The sequence below is a fragment of the Rhodoferax sp. genome (genome assembly GCF_044236835.1).
In the GTDB taxonomy this organism is placed as follows: Bacteria; Pseudomonadota; Gammaproteobacteria; order Burkholderiales; family Burkholderiaceae_C; genus Allorhodoferax.
Genome location: NZ_JBIIGC010000002.1, coordinates 215,927 through 235,809, shown reverse-complemented (window position 1 = coordinate 235,809; position 19,883 = coordinate 215,927). Strand labels below are relative to the sequence as shown.

Annotated in this window: 20 protein-coding genes; 12 read left to right on the top strand and 8 right to left on the bottom strand. The window is 64.0% G+C overall.

The annotated features are described in order from the left end of the window. The first annotated feature begins 101 nt into the window (after positions 1–101). From ACILRC_RS02730 to ACILRC_RS02715, 4 genes are all read left to right on the top strand, one after another. Positions 102–1,049 (top strand): ABC transporter permease, encoded by a 948-nt coding sequence (locus tag ACILRC_RS02730; RefSeq protein ID WP_395667806.1) that lies wholly within the window; start codon positions 102–104, stop codon positions 1,047–1,049. 16 nt (positions 1,050–1,065) lie between these two features. Continuing rightward, complete coding sequence (locus ACILRC_RS02725; protein WP_395667805.1) at positions 1,066–1,899, top strand: ABC transporter permease; 834 nt, start codon at positions 1,066–1,068, stop codon at positions 1,897–1,899. Between the two features lie 15 nt (positions 1,900–1,914). Further along, on the top strand, positions 1,915–3,528 hold the full coding sequence (locus ACILRC_RS02720) for an ABC transporter ATP-binding protein (RefSeq protein ID WP_395667804.1): 1,614 nt from the start codon (positions 1,915–1,917) through the stop codon (positions 3,526–3,528). Positions 3,529–3,622: 94 nt separating this feature from the next. Beyond that, positions 3,623–4,525: a DMT family transporter gene (locus tag ACILRC_RS02715; RefSeq protein WP_395667803.1), complete on the top strand. Its 903-nt coding sequence runs from the start codon at positions 3,623–3,625 to the stop codon at positions 4,523–4,525. On the opposite strand, the gene ACILRC_RS02710 is transcribed toward ACILRC_RS02715, so the two are convergent. The 5 genes from ACILRC_RS02710 to hda are packed head-to-tail and all read right to left on the bottom strand — an operon-like array spanning position 4,455 to position 9,002. Further along, a complete protein-coding gene (locus ACILRC_RS02710; RefSeq protein ID WP_395667802.1) occupies positions 4,455–5,375 on the bottom strand; it encodes a LysR substrate-binding domain-containing protein in 921 nt (306 codons plus the stop codon). The two genes, ACILRC_RS02715 and ACILRC_RS02710, sit on opposite strands and share 71 nt — an antisense overlap. 7 nt (positions 5,376–5,382) lie before the next feature. Then, entirely contained in the window at positions 5,383–5,865 is a 483-nt protein-coding gene (gene folK, locus ACILRC_RS02705; protein ID WP_395667801.1) for a 2-amino-4-hydroxy-6-hydroxymethyldihydropteridine diphosphokinase, read from the bottom strand. A 4-nt stretch (positions 5,866–5,869) separates the two neighbouring features. After that, positions 5,870–7,561 carry a polynucleotide adenylyltransferase PcnB gene (pcnB, locus tag ACILRC_RS02700; RefSeq protein ID WP_395667800.1) on the bottom strand — a complete coding sequence of 564 codons (1,692 nt, stop codon included), beginning with the start codon at positions 7,559–7,561 and terminating at the stop codon, positions 5,870–5,872. A gap of 50 nt (positions 7,562–7,611) precedes the next feature. Beyond that, positions 7,612–8,316, bottom strand: a complete 705-nt coding sequence (locus ACILRC_RS02695; RefSeq protein WP_395667799.1) for an HAD family hydrolase — start codon at positions 8,314–8,316, stop codon at positions 7,612–7,614. Beyond that, on the bottom strand, positions 8,316–9,002 hold the full coding sequence (hda, locus tag ACILRC_RS02690; protein ID WP_395667798.1) for a DnaA regulatory inactivator Hda: 687 nt from the start codon (positions 9,000–9,002) through the stop codon (positions 8,316–8,318). The genes ACILRC_RS02695 and hda overlap by 1 nt, the downstream gene beginning before the upstream one ends. Positions 9,003–9,208: 206 nt before the next feature. On the opposite strand from hda, the gene purM reads away from it, so the two are divergent. Then, positions 9,209–10,279 carry a phosphoribosylformylglycinamidine cyclo-ligase gene (purM, locus tag ACILRC_RS02685; RefSeq protein WP_395667797.1) on the top strand — a complete coding sequence of 357 codons (1,071 nt, stop codon included), beginning with the start codon at positions 9,209–9,211 and terminating at the stop codon, positions 10,277–10,279. Between the two features lie 40 nt (positions 10,280–10,319). On the opposite strand, the gene ACILRC_RS02680 is transcribed toward purM, so the two are convergent. Continuing rightward, on the bottom strand, positions 10,320–11,165 hold the full coding sequence (locus ACILRC_RS02680; protein ID WP_395667796.1) for a SirB1 family protein: 846 nt from the start codon (positions 11,163–11,165) through the stop codon (positions 10,320–10,322). An 18-nt stretch (positions 11,166–11,183) separates the two neighbouring features. After that, a complete protein-coding gene (gene murJ / locus ACILRC_RS02675; RefSeq protein ID WP_395667795.1) occupies positions 11,184–12,749 on the bottom strand; it encodes a murein biosynthesis integral membrane protein MurJ in 1,566 nt (521 codons plus the stop codon). A 127-nt stretch (positions 12,750–12,876) separates the two neighbouring features. On the opposite strand from murJ, the gene rpsT reads away from it, so the two are divergent. Together rpsT and ACILRC_RS02665 are read left to right on the top strand one after the other, a co-directional pair. Further along, positions 12,877–13,176, top strand: coding sequence for a 30S ribosomal protein S20 (gene rpsT / locus ACILRC_RS02670; protein ID WP_395667794.1), 300 nt, complete (start codon positions 12,877–12,879; stop codon positions 13,174–13,176). Positions 13,177–13,362: 186 nt separating this feature from the next. Next, complete coding sequence (locus tag ACILRC_RS02665; protein ID WP_395667793.1) at positions 13,363–13,836, top strand: pyridoxamine 5'-phosphate oxidase family protein; 474 nt, start codon at positions 13,363–13,365, stop codon at positions 13,834–13,836. Between the two features lie 66 nt (positions 13,837–13,902). Here ACILRC_RS02665 and ACILRC_RS02660 read toward each other — a convergent pair whose 3' ends face one another. Next, positions 13,903–14,214, bottom strand: coding sequence for a DUF3579 domain-containing protein (locus ACILRC_RS02660; RefSeq protein WP_395667792.1), 312 nt, complete (start codon positions 14,212–14,214; stop codon positions 13,903–13,905). A 242-nt stretch (positions 14,215–14,456) separates the two neighbouring features. Between ACILRC_RS02660 and ACILRC_RS02655 the strand changes: the two genes are divergently transcribed. The 5 genes from ACILRC_RS02655 (at position 14,457) to kynU (ending at position 19,833) form a co-directional block, all read left to right on the top strand. After that, positions 14,457–15,677: an aspartate aminotransferase family protein gene (locus ACILRC_RS02655; protein WP_395667791.1), complete on the top strand. Its 1,221-nt coding sequence runs from the start codon at positions 14,457–14,459 to the stop codon at positions 15,675–15,677. Beyond that, the gene (gene argF, locus ACILRC_RS02650) at positions 15,674–16,645 is read left to right on the top strand and encodes an ornithine carbamoyltransferase (protein ID WP_395667790.1); all 972 of its coding nucleotides are present in this window, start codon (positions 15,674–15,676) and stop codon (positions 16,643–16,645) included. Before ACILRC_RS02655 ends, argF begins: the two co-directional genes overlap by 4 nt. A 7-nt stretch (positions 16,646–16,652) precedes the next feature. Further along, positions 16,653–16,958: a YkgJ family cysteine cluster protein gene (locus ACILRC_RS02645; protein ID WP_395667789.1), complete on the top strand. Its 306-nt coding sequence runs from the start codon at positions 16,653–16,655 to the stop codon at positions 16,956–16,958. A 43-nt stretch (positions 16,959–17,001) separates the two neighbouring features. Then, positions 17,002–18,375, top strand: coding sequence for an FAD-dependent oxidoreductase (locus ACILRC_RS02640; protein ID WP_395667788.1), 1,374 nt, complete (start codon positions 17,002–17,004; stop codon positions 18,373–18,375). 105 nt (positions 18,376–18,480) lie between these two features. Beyond that, positions 18,481–19,833, top strand: coding sequence for a kynureninase (kynU, locus tag ACILRC_RS02635; protein ID WP_395667787.1), 1,353 nt, complete (start codon positions 18,481–18,483; stop codon positions 19,831–19,833). Positions 19,834–19,883: the final 50 nt, after the last annotated feature.

Genomic DNA, 19,883 nt, shown 5'->3' with positions numbered 1-19,883 from the left:
CCCCGCTTTTTGGTTTTTGGCGCTGGCACCTTAAGAGTGGCGCGGTTCTTGCGCGCAATCTGCGGTGTCCGCCTAGAACAAACCCAACAAGTGAATACGCCATGCTCAAGCTGATACGCAACCGTCTGCTGCTAGGGGTGCTGACCCTGTTTGCAGTGTCGATCCTGATCTTCGTGTGCACCGAAATCCTGCCTGGCGACGTCGCCTCGGCGGTGCTCGGCCAAGGCGCCACACCCGAAGCGTTGGTCATTTTTCGCAAGGAGCTGGGGCTGGATCTGCCAGCCTACCTGCGCTACTGGAACTGGTTGGTGGGTGCCTTGCAAGGCGACCTGGGCGTTGCGCTGACCAACAAGCGCGTCATCGTCGACGAAATCATGCCGCGACTGGCCAACACCCTGTTTCTGGCGGGTTACGCGGCGCTGATCGCCATTCCGCTGGCCGTGGGCCTGGGGGTTTACTCCGCCATCAACGAGGGCAAGCTCTCCGACAAGCTCTCCAACATCAGCACCTTGGTGGCCATCTCGCTGCCTGAGTTCTTCGTGGCCTACCTGCTGATCATTTTCATGGCGGTCAAGTTCACCTGGTTCCCGTCGCTGTCCACCGTGTTTCCGGACATGCCCCTGTCGGACCGGATCTACCAGACCACGCTGCCGGCTATCACGCTCACATTGCTGGTAGCCGCCCACATGCTGCGCATGACCCGCAGCTCGGTACTCGCGGTCATGTCCACGCCCTATATCGAGATGGCCTTCCTCAAAGGCGCGCGCCGCCAGCGCGTCATCACCCGCCACGCGCTGCCGAATGCGGCCGCGCCCATCATCACCGTGGTGGCGCTCAACCTGGCCTACCTGGTGGTGGGTGTGGTGGTGATTGAGGCAGTGTTTGTCTACCCTGGCCTGGGGCAGCTCATGGTGGATGCGGTGGCCAAGCGCGACTTCCCCGTCATTCAGGCCTGCGGCCTGGTGTTTGCCACGGTGTTCGTGCTACTCAACACCTTGGCCGACATCTTGGTCATCCTGGTCAACCCCCGGCTGCGGCACAAGCGGTAAATCAAGGACCTGCACCATGAAACTTCTGGGACACAAACTCACGCCCTCGGCCCTGTTCGGCTTGGTGGTGATCGGCATTTTTCTGTTCATCGCGCTGTTCACCCCCTGGATCGCGCCCTACCCCGAATCGGCCAACATCGGCGGCACCTGGGACGAGCCCTCCAAAGCCATGTGGCTGGGTGCCGACCAGATTGGGCGGGACATGCTCACCCGCATCATGTACGGCTCGCGCATGACGATTGGCGTGGCACTGACCATTACCCTGGTGTCGTTTGCCATTGGCATCGTTATCGGCTTTATCAGTGCGGTGTTGGGTGGCTGGGTGGACACGTTTTTCACCCGCTTGGTAGATACGATGTTGTCCATACCCGGGCTGATCTTCGCGCTCATTATTCTGGGCGCTGCAGGCTCCAGCATCCCGGTGCTCATACTCACCATCGCGGTGCTGGACTCCACGCGCGTGTTCCGCCTGGCACGCGCGTTGGGCATGAACCTGTCGGTGATGGAATACGTGGAGGCCGCCCGTTTGCGTGGCGAGGGCCTGTGGTGGGTGATCAGCCGCGAGATTTTGCCCAACGCCTGGGCACCGCTGGTCTCCGAGTTTGGCCTGCGCTTTTGCTTCAACTTCCTGTTCATTGCCGGCCTGTCGTTCCTGGGCCTGGGCATTCAGCCGCCGTACGCCGATCTCGGTGGCATGGTGCGTGAGAACGCTGCAGCCATCAACTTCGGCATGATGGCCCCGATCTACCCCGCGACCGCAATTGCCCTCTTGACCGTATCGGTCAACCTGGTGGTGGACTGGATGCTGTCCATCGACGCCCGCCCCTCTGGCGCACAGGCCGAACTTTAAGAAAGCACCGCTGGCATGAACGACTCCCTCATTCTGCAAATCAAGGGCCTGCGGCTCGAAAGCATTGCGGGCAACACCATCGTGGACAACGTGGACCTGCAGCTCAAAAAAGGCGAGGTGCTGGGCCTGATTGGCGAGAGCGGCGCGGGAAAGTCCACCATTGGCCTGGCCAGCATGGGCTACGCCCGCGCCGGTGTGCACATTGCCGCCGGACAAATCGTGCTGGGCGGTACCGACATCCGCACCTTGGATGCCGACGGCCGCCGCCAGATGCGCGGCAAACGCATCGCCTACATCGCGCAGTCGGCCACGGCAGCCTTCAACCCCTCGCACACGCTGATGGACCAGGTCTGCGAAGCGCCACTCATCCACAAGCTGATGACCCGCACCGAGGCCGAAGCCTGGGCGCGCGAGCTGTTCACCTCGCTGGATTTACCCGACCCGCAAAACTTCGGCGCACGCTACCCGCACCAAGCCTCGGGAGGCCAGTTGCAGCGCGCCATGGCGGCCATGGCCATGTCCTGCCGGCCCGACGTGCTGGTGCTGGACGAACCCACCACCGCGCTGGATGTGACCACGCAAATCGAAGTGCTCATCCTGCTCAAGTCGCTGATCCGCGAGTACAACACCGCAGCGCTTTACATCACCCACGACCTGGCCGTGGTAGCCCAGGTGGCCGACCGCATCAAAGTGCTGCGCCACGGCAAAGAGGTGGAAGAAGGCGCCACCGACCAAATCCTGCACCACGCTACCAAGGACTACACCGCCCGACTGGTGGCCGTGCGCGGCGCTGCGGCCAGCGAGCGCGCCTCGCCCGCCACCGTGCAAGCCGATACCTCGGTGCTGTCCATCCAGGACTGCCACGCCTACTACGGCGACTTCCATGTGGTACGCGGCGTGTCGCTGGATGTGAAGCTGGGAGAAACCGTGGCGGTGGTGGGCGAGTCCGGCTCGGGCAAGTCGACGCTGGCGCGGGTGGTCACCGGCTTGCTGCCGCCCAAGAGTGGCTCCATCGTGTTCCAGGGCAAGGCGCTGCCCGGCGCGCTCAAGGCCCGCAGCAAGGAACTGAAGCGCCGCATCCAATTGGTCTACCAAATTCCGGACGTGGCCATCAACCCACGCCAAAGCCTGCTCGATATCGTGGGCCGGCCAGTGCAGTTTTACTTCGGTCTGGGTCGCAAAGAAGTGCTGGCGCGTGCCAAAGAACTGATGGCGCTGGTGGAGTTGCCAGTGGACTTTTTGGAGCGCCGCCCGGGCCAGTTGTCTGGCGGCCAAAAGCAGCGTGTCTGCATTGCACGGGCGCTGGCGGCCAAACCGGACTTGATCATCCTCGACGAACCCACCTCGGCCCTGGACCCGCTGGTGGCCGAAGAGATCTTGACGCTGCTGCGCAAGTTGCAGCGCGAACTCGGCCTGTCGTACGTGCTCATCACCCACGACCTGGACGTGGTGCACCGCATCGCCCACCGCACTGCGGTCATGCTGCAGGGCCAATTCGTGGCCTTCGATCACACCGACAAAATCTTCGACAACCCCGAGCACGCCTACACCCAAAAGCTGATCACTGCCGTGCCCGAAATGCGAGTGGACTGGCTTGACGAAGTGCTGGCGACGCGGGCCGCTGCCTGAGCGCTTGCAGCACCTGTGTTCCCCCGGCGGCCCCATGGGTCTGGGTTCGCAACAAAGCGCGCTGCAGGGTGCGCGATAGCGTATGCAGGCACCCATGACTGACCGGACCGAACGCGGCGCACTGGTTCAGGGCATTGTTCTGACCGCCTTGGCCGCACTCTCTTGGAGTACCGCGGGGCTGTTTCCCCGGCTTGTCAGCACCGATGTATTCACCACCTTATTCTGGCGCTCAGCGCTTGGCGGCTTGTCGGTGCTGGCGTTTCAACTGGTCCTGAACCACGGCAAGCCCGTTGCGTCACTGTGGCAACTCACGCCAGCCGAGTGGGGCATGTCGGCCATGAGTGCTGCGGCCATGGTCACATTCATTGCCGCTTTCTACTTCGCGCCGATTGCCGATGTCGTCTTTGTCTACGGTGCATTTCCTACCGTGACAGTGCTGCTGTCAGCGCTGCTGCTGCGCACCCGCATCCAGCGTGCGGATGTTCTGTGCTCGGCCTTGGTGGCCGTGGGTGTCGGCATTATTCTGTGGGGACAGGCGTCGTTGCAAAGCATTGTGGGAACCCTGATGAGTTTTTCCGCCACTTTGCTGTTTGGTCTGATGACTGTGGGCATCAAGCGCTTTCCCGATGCGCGGATGGTCAAGGTCACTTACATGGGCGCTTTTTTGTCTGCATTGGCCATGGCGCCGTTTGCCAGTTTCATGCAGACCAGCATGCATGATTTGGGTTGGCTTTGGCTGTACGGTTTCTTGAATATTGGCGTGGGCTTTGGCTTCTATCTGCTGGGGGTACGCCGCATCAAGCCCGTGCTGGCCTCCGTGCTGTGCATGATCGAAATTCCGCTGGCGCCGCTGTGGGCGTATCTGCTGCTTGGTGAGCAAGTGGGTTGGCAAAGCCTGGTCGGGGGCGCCGTGGTCTTGTTGGCAGTCAGCGCGAGTCTGGTGTGGGCAGGCTGGCGCGCTGCGCCTGACGCGCCTGCTCCATCAGCCAGGTCTTGAACTGCGCCACCTGCGCCGTGGCCGAGGTCCGCCCGGGTGCCTCCAAAAACCAGTAGCCATGGGGACCGGCAACCTCAAGACTGTTGTGGCGCAACAATTCACCCGATTTCAACTCGCGCACGATCATCGCCGCGTCCACCACCACCACGCCCGCTCCGGTGATGGCTGCGTTGATGGCTTGGTCGAGGGTGCTGAAATTCAAACCTGGGCGGGCATCGAGTTCGCGTGGGCCATGCAGGGCGATCCACTGTTCCCACACCGGAATGCGCTGATCTCCATCCAGCACATGCAGCAAGGTGGCCTGCGTTAGCGATGGCGGCTCACCTTGCACCCAAAGCTTGGGGCTGCTGACCATGATGTGGCGCTCTTGCATCACTGCCTCGCAGGCAAGCTGTGTCCATGCCTCCTGGCCAAAAACAACCAGGCAATCGAGCGCACGTGTTTCTCGCACGCTCTGCACACGGTCGGTGGTAATGGACAGATCAATGTGCGGAAATTGCGCCCGAAAATTTGACAAACGCGGCGCCAACCAGCGCGTTGCAAAGGTGGGCGGCGCATTGAGCTTGAGCATTTTTCGCTGGCTGCCAACGGCCGCGCGCTGCACCGCCAGCTCCATCTCATGAAACAGGCGCCCCAACGTGGAGGCAAGCGCACGCCCGGCTTCAGTGAGTTCGACTTTCTGGTGCTTGCGCACAAACAGCGCCACGCCAATGTCAGACTCCAACTGCTTGACCTGGCGACTGATGGCGCCTTGGGTCACATGCAGTGTCTGACCAGCCAGGGTGAAACTACCCTCCTGCGCTGCGGCTGCGAAGGCTCGCAAGGCGTTAAGTGAAGGCAGGCGCTTCATCGGGCATTCAAGGCCGTGGATCCAGCGACCAAACCGACTGGTGGGCAACCGCGTCCAACTGCGATTGGGGCACCCGCCCGGGCGCAATGTCGGCAAGTGGGCGCAGTACGAAGGCCCGCTGCGCCATGCGCGGGTGCGGCACCGTCAATTCCTCGGTCTGGATGCGCTGGTCGCCGTAGAGCAACAAGTCGAGGTCGAGGGTGCGCGGCGCGTTGCGAAATGGGCGCTCACGCCCCGCCTGGGCTTCGATTTCGCGCAATGCATGCAAAAGCGTCAACGCCGGCAAGCGGGTCTGCACCCGCACCACCGCGTTGACGTAATCGCCACCACCGGCATCCACCGGCGCGCTGCCGTACAGCGGGGACTGGCCAAGGAGGCGCACACCGTCCAGCGCTCCGATGGCCGCTACCGCGGCGCACACGGCCTCTTGCGCATTACCCAGGTTGGCACCCAGGCCCACAAAGGCGTCGACCCACGTGCCAGCCGACATGGGATCAGTCAGCGGACCCGGGACCATCGACCGAGGGGCCACCATCGGTCCCTGCGCCATCGCCCCGGTGGGCACCGGAGCGGCGACGTCGGCGGCGCTTGCGTGCCGGAGCTGTACCGTCCGACGGGGCGCTGGAATCGGCCTCTTGGTCTGCAGGGCCACCGCCTTGGCTGGGCGCGCCGTTGCGACCGGCCACAGGGAGGTCGCGCCCCGCTTTCGGGTCGCCACGCTCTAGCGAGTGGCCACGGTGCTCGTCGGCCAGGTTGCCTGGCCCGGGGGTGGCAGCCGAGACCGGGCGCGGGGCGCGCTGCACGCGGGGGCGCTTTTGCTGCTCGGCGCGCACTTGGTCCACCAGGTCTTGGCGTTGGGCGTCGTCGGCGGTGCTGAACTCCTGCCACCAGTCGGCCAGCAGCTCGTCAACCTCACCCACGTCGGCACGCAAGCGCATGAAGTCAAACGATGCGCGAAAGCGCGGCTGCTCGACCAAACCAAACGGCGTGCTGCCGATGCGCTTCTCAAAGCGCGGCTGCATCAGCCAGATCTCGCGCATGTCGCCGGCCAGCTTGCCGCGCCCGGAAACGTCGCCGATGCGGGCGTTGAACACATCTTCGATCGCGTCCTGCAGCGCTGGGTGGCTGGGCTGGCGCGCCTGCACGCGGCTGGCCCAGCCGTCGCGCACATCGGCCCACAGCACACAGGCCAGCAAGAAGCTGGGCGCCACCGGCTTGCCTTCGCTGACGCGGCGGTCGGTGTCTTTGAGGGCGGCGCCGACAAACGGTTGCTCAGCGCGCTCTACCACCACATCGAGCAGAGGGTAGATGCCGCGGGCCATGCCCAGCGCTTGGAGCTGCGCAATCGAGGCCAGTGCATGGCCGGTTTGCAAGAGCTTGAGCATCTCGTCAAACAGGCGGCTTTGCGGCACCTCGGCCAACAGCGCTTTGGACTTGACCAGGGGCGCGGCGGTCTTGGCTTCGAGCTTGAAGCCCAGACCGCTGAGCTTTGCGGCGAAACGCACCGCCCGGATGGTGCGCACCGGGTCTTCGCGGTAGCGCGCCGCCGGGTCGCCGATCATGCGAAGCAGCCGGGCTTTCGCGTCTTTGAGGCCATTGTGGTAGTCCACCACGACTTCGGTTTGCGGGTCGTAGTACATCGCATTGATGGTGAAGTCGCGGCGGGTGGCGTCCTCGTCTTGCGGGCCCCAGACGTTGTCGCGCAGCACCCGGCCGGTGGAGTCGACCGCGTGCTTCATTCCGGCCAACTCGCTTTTGCTGGTTTTTTCGTTGCCCGCCACCTGCTCGGCAGCGGCGTTGTCCAGGTAGGCGCGGAAGGTGGAGACCTCAATCACCTCGTGCTCGCGACCGCGTCCGTACACCACGTGGACGATGCGAAAGCGCCGCCCGATGATGAAGGCCCGGCGAAAAAGGCCCTTGACCTGCTCGGGCGTGGCGTTGGTGGCCACGTCGAAATCTTTGGGACGCAAACCCAGCAGCAGGTCACGCACCGCGCCACCCACGATGAAGGCCTCGTACCCGGCCTGCTGCAGGGTGCTCACCACATTGATAGCGCGCTCGTCGACCAGGCTGCGGTCGATACCATGCACGCTTGCGGGGATGTCTGCGCGTTTGCCGAAAGCGGGTTTGCTGGCACGGCCTGCACCGGCGCTGCCAAGCAGTTTTTCAATGAATTTCTTAATCAAATCAAGGTCCTTGGGCAGTCTGCAGGGTACTGGGCAGGGGCTGGCGCACCTCAGGCAAAAAGGTCGAGTATGCGCCAACCACGCTGGGTGGCCAGCGCGCGCAGAGGCCCATCAGGGTTAGTAGCCACCGGCACGTCGGCGCGCTCCAGGAGCGGCACATCGTTGATGGAGTCGGAGTAGAAGGTGGTGTGGACTGCGCTCCAGTCCAGGCCGCGCGCGGCCATCCACTCTTCCATGCGTCGCACCTTGCCTTCTCGAAACGAGGGGACGCCAGCAATCTCGCCGGTGTACCAGCCGGTACCGCCTGGCGCATCGTCACGCGCCAAGGCAACGCCCAATAACTCAGACACGCCAAAAGCCTGCGCGATCGGTCGGGTCACAAACTCGTTGGTGGCGGTGATGATGACTACCGTGTCGCCGGCCGCCTGGTGTGACTGCACCAGCGCCAGCGCCTGGGGGAGTAAACCCTTTTTGACGACCTCCTCCATGTAGCGGGCATGCGCCGCCACTGATGCGGCCTCGCCTTGGCGCACGATGGCGGCAGTGGCAAATCGGCAGTAGGCATGGATGTCGAGCGTGCCGGCCTTGTAGTCGGCGTAAAACGCGTCGTTCTGGCGCTTGAAGGCCTCCGGGTCGTTCCAGCCCAGACGGCTAGTGAACTCGCCCCAGGAGTAGTCGGAGTCGAACGGAATCAGGGTGTGGTCGAGGTCAAAAAGTGCCAGTCGTGGTCGCGCTGTGGTGTGTGTGTTTTGCATCAGGAGTTATCCATCATGGATTTGATCAGAGGGACGGTGATCGCCCGTTGGGTTTGCAGGCTGTAGCCGTCCAGAAGTTCGAGCAGCTCCATCAAGCTGCCCAGGTCGCGCGCGAAGCGGGTGAGCATGAAATCCATCACCTCGTCGCCCAAAAACACGCCGCGCGCATCGGCTGCCTGGCGCAACACGGCACGGCGTTCGGGCTCATTGAGCAGCTGCAGGCCCAATACATGGCCCCAACCCAGCCGGGTCCGCAAATCGTCGCGCAAGGGCAGGTCCACCGGGGCGGTGGCACCGGCGGCCAGCACCGGCCGCTGCACGGTCTGTGCCCGCACAAACCAGTTGAAAGCGGTGTGCTGCTGCGCAGACGTGTAGCGGTCCACATCGTCCATCAGCACCGCAGCCCACCGCTCGTCGAACTCGGGCGCGTCGAGCACACCCGAATCGAGCCAGCCCACCCGCGCCCCCTGGGCCCGCAGGCCCTCGCGCACTGCCCGCAGCAAATGGGATTTGCCACTGCCCTGTGGGCCCCACAGGTAAGTCGGCACAGGCTGGCTGCTGTTGCCAGTGGCCTGGGCGTTCAGCCACTGGGCTAGATGCGCAAGCACTGCGCTGTTGGGGCCGATGAAAAAATTGGCTAGGCTGGGGCCAACCGAGAGACCGATGTCCAGCGCAATCTGCTTCATCGGTTCACGCCATCGCGCAATGGCTGGGCGCTGCGTCTGCAATGCCATCCGCGCAGTTGCCTGCACCGCTGCGTGGGTACGCCGTGCGCACTTCCGTGACGTTGGCAGGCGCAAGCAGATGGCGTACAGGCATGGCGAAGTCGAACCCTTAAAATCAGCGCAAATTCTATTCGGGTCCGCACCTGGGCCCACCACCCCACCCTCCCATGACGCAAGCCCCCAAACCCACCCCCCTGTCGTACAAAGACGCCGGTGTCGACATCGACGCTGGAGACGCGTTGGTCGAGCGCATCAAGCCCCTGGCGAAAAAGACCTTGCGCGAAGGGGTATTGGCGGGGATTGGCGGCTTTGGCGCCCTGTTTGAAGTGCCCAAGCGCTACCAAGAGCCGGTGCTGGTTAGCGGCACCGATGGCGTGGGCACCAAGCTCAAACTGGCCTTCGAATGGAACATGCACGATACGGTCGGCATTGACCTGGTCGCCATGAGCGTCAACGATGTGCTGGTCCAAGGCGCCGAGCCGCTGTTTTTTCTGGACTATTTCGCCTGCGGCAAGCTCGACGTGGACACCGCCGCCGCGGTGGTGGGCGGCATTGCCAAGGGCTGCGAGCTCTCGGGTTGCGCGCTCATCGGCGGGGAGACCGCTGAAATGCCCGGGATGTACCCCAGCGGCGAGTACGACCTGGCGGGGTTTGCGGTGGGTGTGGTGGAGAAATCGAAAATCCTCACCGGCGCGCGGGTGCAACCCGGCGATGTGGTGCTGGGCTTGGCCAGCAGCGGCGTGCACTCCAACGGCTTTAGCCTGGTGCGCAAATGCATTGAGCGCGCGGGTGCAGCAGCACCGGCGACCCTCGATGGCAAACCGTTTCGCCAAGCCCTAATGGAACCCACTCGGCTGTATGTCCAAAGCGTGTTGGCCGCGCTGGCAGCCTACCCCTGCAGCGCCCAGCCGGGTCAGGGGGGCATCAAGGCGCTGGCGCACATCACCGGCGGCGGCTTGCTGGAAAACATTCCACGCGTGCTGCCGGCAGGTACTGCTGCCCACCTGCAGCACGCCAGCTGGCCGCAAAGCGAGCTGTTCGCCTGGCTGCAGGGCACTGCGGGTATCGACGCGCACGAGATGAACCGCACCTTCAACAACGGCATCGGCATGGTGTTGGTGGTCGATGCCGCCCAGGCCGCAGCCTGCGCCGACACCCTGCGCGGGCAGGGCGAGACGGTCTACCAGATTGGCAGCATTGCCGCGCGCGGTGATGGTGCAGCGGTACAAATCGGCTGAGCGCAGCTGCTGGAAGTCGCAGCGCCTTGTGTGGGTGTGCTCAGGGCTTCGCGCGGCGTAGGGCCTGCACCCGCTGGGCGATGGCGCGGCCGTCGGCCAAGTCTGCGGCGCTGCCTAGGTATCGATCAAGGTCCGCAAGGGCTTTTTCTGACTGCCCCAATTCGGCAAGTACCAGACCCCGGTCACGGTACTCCGAGGCTACGTCAGGCAGCAGCACGATCAGGCGGTTGATGGTGGCCAGCGTCCGGGTCCAATCCTCCTGGGTTTGGTAGATTTCTTTGAGGTTGCGCATCATGCGCGCAAGGATGTCGCGCGGCGTAGCGCCCTGCAGGTAGGTGTCCAAGGTGGCGTCGCTGGGCCTGCTGGTGGCGCCCTGGAATGCTGCGAGCTTCTCGGACAAATCCTCACGGCCCAGCGAACGTCCCGACACCGGATCCATCACGGCCATGCCCATAGGCAAACCGACCTTGACCAGGAAGTGACCGGGGAAACACAAACCCTGCACCGACAAGCCCACGCCCTGGGCCAGTTCCATCCACAGCACCGCCAACGATACCGGGATGCCACGGCGGGTTTGCAGCACCATGTGCAAAAAGCTGTTGTCGGGCTCGTAGTAGTCGTTGATATTGCAGGCAAAGCCGAGCTCACCAAAAAAGTAGTGGTTCAGGATGCGCAGCCTTTGCAGCGGTGCCGCGTCGCGGGGTAGCCGGCGCTGAACGCGCACTTGAATTCGGTCCACCTCGCACAACACGGACTGGATGTCGAGATCGGGGTACTCGTCTTGCGCCAGGCAGGTGACCGCTTCCAGTAAGGCGAAGTCGCCGTTGTTTTGCACCAAGGACGCAAAGTACTGCAGCGGGGTCAATTGGGCGAAGGTGATGGACATGGCTGAAAACGCGCCTTCTTAGCGACGCAGAAACTGGCGCGGATTGAGTCCTGCCGCCCAGACCGCGCCCAGGTACACCAGTACCGCGCCGCCAACCAGGCCGGCCAACAGTCCGATACGCTTAAAGCTGTCTGCACGCAAAGCAATCCAGTCAAACCCCTGCACAACCCACAACAGGTACACCACCAGCAAGGCGCTGCCGGCCAGCACCTGCAAGCCAAAGCGCCCCCAGCCCGGCGCGGGACGGTAGGAGCCACGGCGCACCAGGCCCACCAGCAACCACAGGGCGTTGACCAGCGCACCCACGCCAATCGACAGCGATAAACCGGCGTGCTGCAACAGCGGCACAAACGCGAGGTTGAGCAACTGGGTCAGCACCAGCACCACCAGCGCAATGCGCACCGGGGTTTTGATGTCTTGTTTGGCGTAGTAGCCCGGCGCCAGCACCTTGATAGCCACCAAGCCCACCAAGCCCGCGCCCCAGCCCATCAAGGCCAGCGAGGTTTGCTGCACATCGTGGGCCGTGAAGGCGCCGTAGTGGTACAGCCCCGCCACCAACGGCTTGGCAAACAGCAGCAGACCAACGGCACTGGGCACCGCCAACAGCACCACCAAGCGCAGCCCCCAGTCCAGCAAGGCGGAATAGCGATCCGCATCGCCCACCGCCCGGGCCGACGCCAGCTGCGGCATCAGCACCACGCCCAAGGCCACACCCAGCATGGCGGTGGGAAACTCCATCAAACGGTCGGCATAGGTCAGCCAGCTCACGCTGCCGGTGGGCAAATGGGAGGCGATTTGGGTGTTGATGAGCAAGGACACCTGCGCCACGCTCACCCCCAAAAGGGCTGGCAACATCAAGCCGCCAATGCGCCGCGTGGCCGGGTCTTGCCAAGCGCTCTTGAGGCCGGATGCACCCACTGCGATACGCGGCAGCAACCCCAATCGCAGCAGCGCTGGAACCTGGATCGCCAGCTGCAGCAGACCGCCGACCATCACCCCCACCGCCATCGCAAAAATCGGCTCGATCCCGCGACCCTTGAACCAAGGCACCAGCAGCCAAGCGGCCAGAATCATTGCCATATTGAGTAGCACCGGCGTAGCAGCAGCCACAGCGAACCGGCGCCACGTGTTGAGAATGCCTGAGGACAGCGCCACCAAGGACATGAAGCCGATGTAGGGAAACATGTAGCGCGTCAGCGCCACCGCCGCGTCATACCCGGCAGGGTTTTTCTGCAGGCCGCTGGCCATGGCCCACACCAAAAGAGGGGCAGCCACCACACCGAGCGTGCAAGTCAGCACCAAGATCCAGGTGAGCAACGTGGCCACGTGGTCGATCAGCTGCTTGGTAACCGCGTCGCCGTGCTGCGCTTTGCTCGCCGCCAGCACCGGCACAAACGCCTGGCTGAAAGCGCCCTCGGCAAACAGGCGCCGAAACAGATTCGGAATGCGAAACGCCACATTGAACGCGTCGGTCATGGCGCTGGCGCCAAAGGTTGACGCCATCAACAACTCTCTGACCAGACCCGTGATGCGGGAGACCAGCGTCAGCAAGGAGACCGTGGAGGCGGATTGGATGAGGCTCACGCGCACAGTGTAGCCCGCCCCACCCCGCCGGGCCGTCGCTTGGCGGGGCCGCCACAGACGCGTTGGAGCGCGCTGCTACAATCGCGGGCTTTGCTGGCAACATCCTCAAACACAAGGAAACATATTCATGGCATCTGGAAAACCCAAGAAAAAGAACCCGCGCCTGGCGTCGGGCCGCAAGCGCGTCCGCCAGGACGTCAAGATCAACGCCGCGAACACCTCGCTGCGCTCCAAGTACCGCACTGCGGTCAAGAACGTAGAAAAAGCCGTGGTCGCTGGCGACAAAGCCAAGGCCACCGAGCTGTTTGCCAAGATGCAAGCCGTGGTGGACACCGTGGCCGACAAAGGCATCTTCCACAAGAACAAAGCCTCCCGCGACAAGAGCCGTTTGGCCACCAAGGTGAAAGCCTTGGCCCTCGCCGCTTAAATCTTTTAAGCACCGCACAGACCAACCCGGTCTGCCGTTTATAGGGTGCGCTGCCAGCAAAGCAAAAAGCCGTCTTAGGACGGCTTTTTTGTGGGCGCTTGCGGCTCAGAGGTGGCAGGCGCAGTGCATCACGGCATCCATTGCGATCGGTATCCTTGGGGCCCTCGATGCCTTTTGGACTTTTGCATGCTCTCACCAGATATCCAAGAAGCTGCCAGGCGCAGCGTCCTTTGCTGGTTGGCCACGGTAGACAGCGTGGGCCAACCCAATGTCTCGCCAAAAGAGATTTTTGCGGTGTTGGACGTGAACCACCTTGTCATTGCAAACATCGCCTCGCCCACCAGCGTGCGCAATATGGTCGCCAACCCCTTGGTCTGCGTCAGCTTTATCGATGTGTGGGTTCAAAAGGGCTACAAGGTTGTGGGCCGCGCCCGCAATGTGCGTGCACAGGACCCGGACTTTGCGACCTGGGCATCGCCCTTGCTAGCCCAAGCGGGGCCGCGGTTTCCCATCCACTCGGTTGTTGTTGTCGAAGCCACGGCGGTAGAGCCCATCATCGCCCCCAGCTACCGCCTGTACCCCGACGACACGACCGAGGCAGCGCAAGTGGAGTCGGCGCTGCGCACCTACGGCGTGCGCTTAGCCAAGCCGGGTGCTTAGCGGGGCCTGCCACAAAAATCCGCGAGCGGGTAGGCAAAGAACGGGACCGGCCCCTACCCTCGCCCGCTACGGCCCTGCAACCTCCGGCCGGGTCTCGCTGACCTGCAAGTCGTTGTCTTTGGCGAAGTTCATGCAAAAGTCCCAGGCCATGACGTCGTAGTCGCGCAGATCGCTGTGGACTATCACGCATTTGACGTGACCTATCGACGTGGGAACGCACCAGGGTGAATAGCCAAGGTGGCTGCCGGGCTGGGGGCCACCGGGACGAAACTGGCTCATCACCCCTGCCAAACGCTCAGCCCAATCGCTAGGACGAAACGCCTTACCCTGCAGCGTCAATCCGAGGATGAAAGTTTCTTTGGCGCGGTGAGAGACCATCGGTAGGTAGGAGTCGCGGAGGCGGGGTGTTCGACAGCAAGAAAAGGTGCTGCGCCGCACAAGAATTCTAACCGCGATGCACCCCTGGCCCGGCGGCTGGGCGGGCATGGTCTGGAGCGCGAATGCGCTGCCGCGCGAGCCGCTGCAGGGCGGGCAGCCGGGCCTAGAATCGCGGCTCAACGGCCCCGCTTGCGTTGGGCCGATTTGTTTTCAATGCCCGCTTGGCACTCCGGAGTAATTGCATGACCACCGCGCCGCCCACCGCCGCCCCCAGTTCACCCCACGTGATGCCCACCTACGGCCGCCTGCCCATCGCCCTGAGCCACGGCGAGGGTTGCCGGGTGTGGGACACCCAGGGGCGCAGCTACCTGGATGCACTGGGCGGCATTGCAGTCAACACGTTGGGGCACAAGCACCCCAAGCTGGTGGCGGCGTTGCAAGACCAGGTGACCAAGCTGATCCACTGCTCCAACTATTACCACGTGCCTGACCAGGATTTGCTGGCCCAGCTGCTGGTGGAGCGCTCGGGGATGACCAATGTGTTTTTCTGCTCAACCGGCCTGGAGGCCAACGAAGCCGCCCTCAAGCTGGCGCGCAAGTTCGGCCACAACAAAGGCATTGAGCGGCCCGAAATCGTGGTCTATGAGAAGGCTTTCCACGGCCGCTCCATCGCGACCTTGAGTGCCACCGGCAACCCCAAGGTGCAAGCCGGGTTTGGTCCCTTGGTGGAGGGCTTTATCCGCGTGCCGGTGAACAACATCGACGCGCTGAAAGCGGCAACCGAAGGTAACCCCAACGTGGTGGCGGTGTTTTTCGAGGCCATTCAGGGCGAAGGCGGCGTCAACCCGATGCACATGGACTACCTGCAGGAGGTGCGCGCACTGTGCGATGCGCGCGACTGGTTACTGATGATTGACGAGGTGCAGTGCGGCATGGGCCGCACCGGCAAGTGGTTTGCCCACCAATGGGCAGGCATCGTGCCCGACGTGATGCCGCTGGCCAAAGGCCTGGGCTCGGGCGTTCCGGTGGGCGCGGTGGTAGCCGGGCCTAAAGCGGCGCAGATCTTTCAGCCGGGCAACCACGGCAGCACCTTCGGCGGCAACCCGCTGGCCATGCGCGCGGGCGTGGAGACCATTCGCATCATGGAAGCCGAAGGCCTGTTGGCCAATGCCGCCACGGTGGGCGCGCACCTCAGGGCAGCACTTGCAACGGGGCTTGCCGCAGAGTTAGCCAGTGGCGGCGTGAAAGAAATCCGTGGGCAAGGACTGATGTTGGGCATCGACCTCTCGCGGCCCTGCGGCGCCTTGGTGCAGCGCGCAGCAGACGCCGGTTTGCTCATCAGCGTCACGGCCGACAGCGTGGTGCGCCTGGTGCCGCCCTTGATTTTGACCACCGCCGAGGCCGATGAAATTGCAGCCTTGCTGTGCCCGCTGATTGCGGCGCTGCTCAAGGAGCCGGCATGAGCCCCTTGCAAAACGGCATTCCCAGCACCCTGCCCAAGGGCGCACCGCCGGTACGGCATTTTCTGCAGTTTGCCGACTTCAGCACCGAAGAGCATGTGTATGTGCTGGAGCGCGCTGCACTGATCAAAAAGAAGTTCAAGAACTTCGAGCGCCACCACTCGCTGGTGGACCGCACTCTGGCCATGATTTTCGAGAAGGCGTCCACCCGCACCCGCGTGAGCTTTGAGGCCGGCATGTACCAGCTTGGCGGCAGCGTGGTGCACCTGACTACCGGCGACAGCCAACTGGGCCGCGCCGAGCCGATTGAAGACAGCGCCAAAGTCATCAGCCGCATGACCGACATCGTGATGATCCGCACCTATGAGCAAACCAAGCTGGAGCGCTTTGCCGCGCATTCGCGGGTGCCGGTGATCAACGGACTGACCAACGAGTTCCACCCCTGCCAAATCCTGGCCGACATCTTCACCTTCATCGAGCACCGTGGCCCCATCCAGGGCAAAACCGTGGCCTGGGTGGGCGACGGCAACAACATGGCCAACACCTGGCTGCAGGCAGCGGCCTTGCTGGGCTTTCATTTGCGGGTGAGCACACCGAGCGGCTACGAAGTCAACGAAGCCACCGCCGCTGCAGGCAGCATGGGCAGCGGCAGCTACCAAACCTTCAGCGATCCGATGCAGGCCTGCGCCGGTGCCGATCTGGTCACCACCGACGTCTGGACCAGCATGGGCTTCGAGGCCGAAAACGAAGTGCGCCGCAAAGCCTTTGCCGCCTGGTGCGTCGACCGCAAGATGATGGCCCAGGCCGCGCCCGATGCCCTGTTCATGCACTGCCTGCCCGCCCACCGTGGCGAGGAGGTGGAGGCCGAAGTGATTGACGGACCGCAAAGCGTGGTCTGGGACGAGGCCGAGAACCGCATGCACGTGCAAAAGGCACTCATGGAATACCTGCTGCTAGGCCGCCTGGCCTGACACCACCATGGGCGCCTGCACCAGCTGTGGCGCCTGCTGCGCCTGCTTTCGGGTGGACTTCGCGGTCTACGAGCTTGACGACATGGGCGGGCGCGTACCCGCGGGGCTGGCGGAGCCGGTCAATGGCAGCACGGTGCGCATGCGTGGCACCGACCACGTACCCATCCGCTGCGCCGCACTGACCGGCCAGGTCGGCCAACAAGTCGCCTGCGGCATTTACGAATGGCGCCCCTCGCCGTGCCGCGAGTTTGCCGAGGGCAGCGACGCATGCGCACGCGCCCGCAGCAAGCACGGCCTGCCTGCGCTCAATTAGTTTCCACTACCCACCATCCGCGACCCACAACCCAGGATCCACCATGACTTCAGCACCCACCAAAATCGTCGAACCCGCGCGCGAAATCGACGTGATCCACCACACCGACGTTTTGGTGGTCGGCTCCGGCCCCGGTGGGCTGGCCGCAGCGCTGGCGGCGGCGCGCTGCGGCGTCAGCGTCACCTTGGTGGAGCGCTTTGGCTGCTTTGGGGGCAACCTCACCGTGGTGGGCGTGGAAGGCCTGGCCTGGTACCGCCACGAGCAAACCGTAGAGGCCGATGGAATCAGCCGCGAGTTTGAAGAGCGCGCCAAGGCCATGGGCGCTGCAGTGCAGGAGTCGCAGTCCTTGTCGTACGAGATCGACTCCGAGGGCTTCAAGGTCGTGGCCGATGTGCTGGTGCAAGAGGCTGGCATCCACCCGATGTTGCACCGCCTGTTTGTGGCCCCGCTCATGGACGGCGACACCATCACCGGCATCGTGGTCGAATCCAAAGCCGGGCGCGAAGCGCTGCTGGCCAAGCGCGTGATTGACGCCACGGGCGACGCCGACATTGCCCACCGCGCAGGTGCACCCACCGCCACCACGCCGGTCGAGGCGATGCAGGCCGCGTCGGTCATGTTCCACCTGGCCGGGGTCGACAAAAAGGCCTTTCTGGCTGGTGTGCGCGCCGACCCGCAAACCTACAAAGACTGGGCCACCGGTGAATGGGAAATTGAAACCTCGGGCAAAGAAGACAGCATGTTTTCGCCCTTCCTGGCCAAGCCCTTTGCGCAGGCGATTCGCGACGGCGTGATCCCAGCGCACCTCAACACCATTGCCGGCACTTGGGGCGCGGTGCACGACACCGGTGAGCTGACTTACATGAACCTGATCCACCTGGCCGGCTGCGATGGCACCGACCCCAACAGCATGACCCGCTTCGAGATCGAAGGCCGACGCCAGTCGATGCTGGCCATTGAGGCGCTGCGGCGCTACACGCCTGGCTGCGCAGGCGTGCGCTTGCGCAACTTCGGCATGACGATTGGCATCCGCGACACCCGCAAGATCGACGCGGCTTACAACATGACCGAGTCCGATGTGCGCAACCAGGCGCGCTTCGAGGATTCGGTGGGCATTTACCCCGAATTCATCGACGGCTACGGCATCTTGATCTTGCCCACCACCGGGCGCTACATGCACATCCCCTACCGCAGCATGCTGCCCCAGCGCGTGAAAAACCTGCTGGTGGCCGGGCGCGCCATCGGCGGCGACCGCATCTCGCATGCAGCCACCCGCAACATGGCCTGCTGCGCGGTGGCGGGCCAGGGTGCGGGCATTGCCGCGGCGCTGTCGATCAAGTCGGGCAAGGCGTTGGAAGACGTGAGCATCGCCGCACTGCAAACCGAGCTGCGCCGCCAGGGCGTGCGCTACCAGTAAAAAGCAGGAGATGCAATCCCACGGCCCTTTTCGTCCTTCCCGCCCCTGCAGCCGGTTCGCACCTGTTCCCTGTTCGCCACCCGCGCTCTCAACCCTTCTACCGCCATGACCACCTTGCAAGACTGCCAGCACCTTGACGCCACCGACCCGCTGCGGCCGCTGCGCGATCTGTTTGCCATTCCCGAGGGCCTGATTTACCTCGATGGCAATTCGCTCGGGGTGCAGCCCAAAAGCGCTGCGGCCTGTGCTGCGCGGGTGGTAGAGCAAGAGTGGGGGCAGGGGCTGATTCGCTCGTGGAACAGCGCGGGCTGGTTTGATTTGCCAGAGCGCTTGGGCAACCGCATTGCGCCGCTCATCGGCGCGGGCCCCGACCAGGTGGTGGCCACCGACAGCACCTCAATCAACCTGTTCAAGGTCTTGTCTGCCGCCCTGACCATGGCCGCGCACGACAGCGGCATGCGCCGCACCGTGGTGAGCGAGCGCAGCAACTTTCCCACCGACCTCTACATTGCACAGGCGCTGTGCCAAGAGCGCGGTTTCACCCTCAGGCTGGTCGAGCCCGAGGAGCTGCCCGCCGCCCTGGACGACGGACTTGCGGTGCTGATGCTCACCCACGTGAACTACCGCACCGGCGCGATGCACGACATGGCCACCCTGACTGCCGCTGCCCGGCGTGCGGGCGCCTTGGTGGTGTGGGACCTCGCCCACAGCGCAGGCGCAGTGCCGGTCGACCTGCTGGGCGCTGGGGCAGACTTTGCGGTGGGCTGTGGCTACAAGTACTTAAACGGTGGACCCGGCGCGCCCGCCTTTGTGTGGGTCCACCCACAGCATGCCGAGCGCTTTTGGCAGCCCTTGGCCGGGTGGTGGGGCCACGCCACGCCATTCGCCTTCACGCCCGATTACCAACCTGCACCCGGCATCAAACGCTACCTCTGCGGCACCCAGCCCATCGTCAGCCTGTCGCTCTTGGGCTGCGGTCTGGGTGCTTTTGAAGCCGCGCAGCCGCTGGGCGGCATGGCCGCGCTGCGCGCCAAATCGCTGGCGCTGACCGATTTGTTCATCGCACTGGTGGAGGCGCGCTGCCAGGGCTTTGGGCTGGGCCTGGCCACACCACGCGAGCACGCACAGCGCGGCTCGCAGGTGTGTTTGACGCGTGCGCATGCCGCCACTGACGCGCAAGGGTCTGGCGGCACGCCTGAACCGGGCGCAAACTCAGGCGCAAACTCAGACACAGATTCCGGCGCTTTTGCCATCGTGCAGGCCCTGATCGCGCGCGGTGTGGTCGGTGACTTCCGCGCGGGCGACGGCGGCGCGCACCCGGACATCCTGCGCTTTGGCTTCACCCCGCTGTACACCAGCTTTTGCGACGTGTGGCACGCGGTCGAGCACCTGCGCCAGGTGCTCGAAGGCGGTGAGTGGATGCGCCCTGAGTTCACGCGCAAAAGCACGGTCACTTAGGGGCAACATGCAGCCGCACAGCAGCGCCGAACCGACGCCTACGCCTACGC